We start from the raw sequence: 4,884 nt of genomic DNA, 5'->3' as shown, positions 1-4,884 counted from the left end.
GCCCCCCGGCGCCACCACCGCCCGCAGCCGCTCGCCCTCGCGCACGGCCGGCACCGTCAGCTCCTCGTCGCGGCCGCTGTGCCGCAGGACGAACTCCGCCTCGGGCCAGCCGGACTCCGACGCCAGCAGATCGACGGTCAGCGTGCCGTCCGCGCCCCACGCGACGCGGTCGGCGATCGGCTGCCGGGTCACTTCGACGACCAGCTGGCCCTGGTCGTTGGCGGTGGCGCACAGCTCGCGGCCCGCGTCCGACGCGTACCGCCCTGGCGCCAGGTCCAGCGTCGCCGCGAGGGACTTCAGCTTGCCGTCGGGCAGTACGAGGTTGGCCTGCCAGCGGTCACCGTGCGGCGGCTCGACCTCCTTGGGCGCGAGGTGCGGGGTCGGCGCCACCTCCGCGAGGTCCGCGAGCCGCACCCGGACCTCGAAGCGGTCGTCCGCGAGGGCCACCGGGTAGTCGAGGTCCGTGCCGGAGTGCTTGTGGGTGAGGCGCAGGGCCCTGGGCCGCACCCGCCCCGGCAGGCTCCCGCTGAGCACCACGTCGCCGCCGTCGCGCCGATGGGCGTCCACGCGCGCCGCGTACTCCTGGACCCGCAGCACGAGCCGCCCCTTGCTGTAGCCGAGGACCAGGCGCAGCCCGTCGCCGAGTTCGCGCACCAGGGACTGGGCGGACGCCCCGTCGGCGGACCGCACGGCCGCGCGCCGCACCGTGCCGTGACCGGCGACGACCACGCCGAGCAGCCAGTTGCCCGGCTGCCAGGTCCCGCCCGTCTTCAACTGCTCCGGGTCGACGGTCATCTCGAAGCCGGACAGGTCGTAGCAGTGCAGCCGCTGCCGCGACTGCTCGGTGGCGTGCGGCGCGGCGACCGTCCTCGTCGGCACGTGGCGGAACCGCCCCCTGCTGTGCGCCGACTTGAGCAGCCCCGTCTTGACGGAGTGCCCGGGGCGGGTCGCCGCCAGATTGCGTACGTACGCGTATCCGCTGATCCGCAGCTTCCCCTCGGCGTCCCACCGCGCCTCACCGGCCCGCGCCACGACGGGCAGTTCGCCACGCCCGAGCCGCGCCAGCTTCTCGGGGACGCGACCGACGCCCGGGTAGGAGGCGCGGCGGCGCAGCGCCCCGCGGACGTGGAAGGCGGTGCCGTTGGTCCGCTCGAAGGCGAGCAGCTCGATGAGTTCGGCGGTGCGCGCCTCGCGCACGAGCTGCCACTTGATGCGCAGGTCGACGGGGAGCCCGGCGATCACGGACGGGTCGGCGCGGCGCAGGAAGGCCGCCGTGTCCGTCATGAAAGCGGCGCGGTACTCGGGGCCGCCCATCGGCAGCCCCTCCAGGAAGTAGACGAAGTCGTCGCGCAGGCAGGAGGCGTCGTACGTCTTCTTCATCTCCGGCGCGTGCTCGGCGAGGAAGCCGCTGACGTGGGCGCACGCCGCGATCCGGTCCCGCACGCCCTTGACGTCGGTGCGCCGCCGGGTGATGGAGCCCTCGCGGACCCGCCAGTAGTAGACGTGGTCGCTGAGCACGTCCACGGACCCGGCGAGGAAGTGCGCCGGGATCATCACGGGCGTGTCCTCGTAGAGCTTGCCCTCGGGGAAGGTGAAGCGGTGCCGGTCCCAGAAGGCGCGGCGGAACACCTTGTTCCAGGCCACGCGGTCGGAGAGCAGGTCCAGGTCGCGGGAGATGTGCGTACGGGTACGCGGCTCGGTCAGCCACTTGTACTGCCACGCCTGCGAGCGGCCGCGCTCGGTGAGCCGCCAGACGTTGCCGCTCGCGAAGTCCGAGCCGGTCTCGTCCAGGCTCGCGATCATCCGCTCGTACGCGTCGTGCGGCACCACGTCGTCGCTGTCGACGAAGGTCAGGAACTCGGCGGTGGGCGACGCCTTGCGCACGCCGGTGTTGCGGGCGGCACTCAGCCCCGCGTTGCGCTGGCGGACGTAGACGAAACGGGGGTCCCTGGCGGCGAACTCACGCGCGATGAGCGGGCTGGCGTCGGTCGAGCCGTCGTCGACCATCACGCATTCGAGGCCGCCCACCTCGGGTCCCTCGGGCCCCCCGGAGCGTCCCGGGCCGGCCGTGGTGCGCAGGGTCTGCCGGGCGATCGACTCCAGGCACTCCTCCAGGAACTCCTCGACGTTGTAGATGGGCACGACGACGCTGAGACGGGGCTGCACGGCGACCGGCCTTTCATGGGAGTACGGCATATTTAGCCCCATTTGCCCGCTCGTCGCTTCCGACGGTCAGTACCGTCGGCGTCTGTCACCCCAATGAGTGACGAGAGGTCTTCGACAGGCCGTGCCCCGATGACTACGGTCGGTTGTCATGTCGCGCTTCTCCGTTGTCGTCCCCGCCCACCGCGTCCAGGGCTACCTGCGCGAATGCCTGGACTCGGTGGTCACCCAGTCCTTCGGCGACCTCGAACTGATCGTCGTCGACGACGCCTCGCCCGACGCCTGCGCCGCGATCGCCGAGGAGTACGCCGAGCGCGACCCGCGCGTGCAACTGCTGCGCCTCCCCTCCCAGGTGGGCCCGGGTCCGGCCCGCAACACCGGCGCCGAGCGCGCCACCGGCGGCCACCTCCTCTTCCTCGACGGCGACGACGTGCTCCTTCCGGGCGCCCTCGAAGCCATCGACGCGGCCCTCACGGACCACGGCGACCCGGACGTCCTGCTCTTCGCGCATGACCGCGTCGACTGGTGGGAGACCGTCCGCCCCGGCGGCGACCCGCTCACCGGCGACCCGCTGGCCGCCACCCCGGCCGCCTGGAACCGCGTATTCCGCCGCGATTTCTGGCGCGAGCAGCAACTGGTCTTCTCCGAAGGGGCGTACGAGGACGTGGTGCCCGTCCAGACCGCGACCCTGCGCGCGGGCGAGCGGCCGGCCGTCCTCGACCGGAGCTGTGTGCGCTGGCGCGAGCGGCGCGGCGGCAGCTTCGCCAAGACGCCGGGCAGACACCACTTCGCGCTCGTCGGGCGGTACGAGGAACTGCTCGCCGCCGCCGGGCCCGCCGACCGCGCCCGGCTCCTGCCGCACGCCACCGCCCACCTCCTCGCCGTCCTCGACGACCCGGGCCGGATCCGCGCGGGCGACCGGCGCGACTTCTTCCGCGAGGCGGCCCGCCTCCACCGCGCCCACGCAGTCCCGGGCACCGAGCCCCGCACCCCCGAGGAGAAGGCCCTCGCCGCCGCCTCTTTCACCGCCTACGAAGGCCTGCGCAAGGCCGAGACCCGGCGCCTGCGCCTCACCCGGCACCTCGAGCAGCAGAAGAAGAGGCTGCGCGCCCGCGCCATGCGCGCCGCCTACCGCACCGACCTGCACCGCTCCCTCGACCCGCACCTCGCGGTCTACGGCGCCTACTGGAACCGCGCGGTCTCCTGCAACCCCGCCGCCATCCACGCCAAGGCCCGCGAGCTGGCCCCGCACATCCGGGGCGTGTGGGTGGTCTCCGGACGCCACAAGCACAAGGTGCCCGCCGGGGTCGAGTACGTCGTCGAGGGCTCCCGGCGCTACTGGCAGGCGATGGCCACGGCCACGTACCTCATCAACAACTCCAGCTTCCCCGGCGGCTTCACCAAGCGCCCCGGCCAGGTCTACCTCCAGACCCACCACGGCACCCCGCTCAAGAAGATGGGCCTGGACCAGCGCCGCTACCCGGCGGGCACGCACGGCATCAGCTTCCAGAAGGTCCTCGACCACACCGACCAGTGGGACTTCAGCCTCTCCGCCAACCCGCACTCCACGGAGATCTGGGAGCGCGTCTACCCCTCCACCGCCTACCAGCCGCTGGAGGCGGGCTATCCGCGCAACGACGTGTACTTCACCACGGGCGAGGAGGAGATCGCCCGCATCCGCACGCAGCTGGGCGTCGGCGACGGACGGACCGTGCTGCTGTACGCGCCGACCCACCGCGACTACCAGAAGGGCTTCCTGCCCCGCCTGGACCTCAAGCGGTTCGCCGAACGGCTCGGCCCCCAGTACGTCGTCCTCGTGCGCGCCCACTACTTCTACGGCGCCGACGCCGGGCTCGACGCGCACCCGCAGCTCATCGACGTCACCGGGCACGCGCGCGTGGAGGACCTGGGCCTCGCCTCGGACGCGCTCGTCACGGACTACTCGTCGCTGATGTTCGACTACGCCTGCCTGGACCGCCCCATCGTGACGTACGCCCCCGACTGGCAGGCCTACCGCCTGGCCCGAGGCACCTACTTCGACCTGCTCTCCGGGCGGCCGGGCGAGACGCCGGGGGCCGTGGCCACCACGGAGGACGAGCTGACCGAGGTGTTCCGTGGCGGCGGCTGGGACACGCCGGAGGCCGCGAAGCTGCGGTCCGCGTTCCGGACGCGCTTCTGCCCCTACGACGACGGGAAGGCCGCCGAACGCGTCGTCCGGCGGCTCTTCCTGCCTTCCGGGACCTCCTCGCCTCAGGCCTCGTAGGGCGAGCGGACGGGGAAGTACGCCGTCAGGAACGACCTGATGGCGAGCGCCATCTCCTCGTCCGCCATACCGCTGTCGGGGGACTCCCCGATGCAGAACGCCGTCCGGTCGCGGTTCTGGAGCAGCCGCCCCAGGCGCGCGTGGTCGGCGCGGTCGCCGATGTCCACGAAGTCGTACGAGATGGAGCCCGGCACCGCCCGCCCGGTGAGGTACGCGTAGTGCTGGTGCAGGGAGGAGACGAGGGCGAAGTCCTCGGCGCAGCGGAAGCGGCTGCGGGCCGTGGCCGCCGTCTCCTCGGGGAAGCGCTCGGCGATCTCCGTGAGGATGCTGCGGCGCAGCGCGTACGGCACGTGGAAGAAGCTGTGCGTCGTCGTCCTGCCGAACACGCGGCGCAGCAGTTCGCGGTTGTTCTTCGCCGCCGCCAGGTAGCCCTCGTCGTCGGGGGAGAGGGGCAGGGC

The 4,884-nt window shown here is 72.8% G+C and carries 3 protein-coding genes; 1 reads left to right on the top strand and 2 read right to left on the bottom strand.

Going from position 1 to position 4,884, the window contains the following annotated elements; genetic code table 11:
* Nucleotides 1-2,196, bottom strand: a 2,196-nt coding sequence (locus GKQ77_RS27750; RefSeq protein ID WP_219691669.1) for a glycosyltransferase family 2 protein, incomplete at its 3' end; no start/stop codon positions are given.
* A 118-nt stretch (nt 2,197-2,314) separates the two neighbouring features.
* Here GKQ77_RS27750 and GKQ77_RS27745 point away from each other — a divergent pair.
* Nucleotides 2,315-4,426 carry a bifunctional glycosyltransferase/CDP-glycerol:glycerophosphate glycerophosphotransferase gene (locus GKQ77_RS27745; protein WP_219691668.1) on the top strand — a complete coding sequence of 704 codons (2,112 nt, stop codon included), beginning with the start codon at nt 2,315-2,317 and terminating at the stop codon, nt 4,424-4,426.
* Here the strand turns inward: GKQ77_RS27745 and GKQ77_RS27740 are convergent.
* A partial coding sequence (locus GKQ77_RS27740) for a stealth conserved region 3 domain-containing protein (protein ID WP_219691667.1) occupies nt 4,414-4,884 on the bottom strand: 471 nt, incomplete at its 5' end. The genes GKQ77_RS27745 and GKQ77_RS27740 overlap by 13 nt on opposite strands.

Source organism: Streptomyces anatolicus, assembly GCF_019400875.1.
Lineage (GTDB): Bacteria > Actinomycetota > Actinomycetes > Streptomycetales > Streptomycetaceae > Streptomyces > Streptomyces anatolicus.
This window is presented reverse-complemented; position numbering and strand designations above follow the sequence as displayed.

Bases quoted from the DNA above. Each gene is read 5' to 3' on its own strand.
- GKQ77_RS27745 (WP_219691668.1), top strand. From the start codon at position 2,315: ATGTCGCGCTTCTCCGTTGTCGTCCCCGCCCACCGCGTCCAGGGCTAC.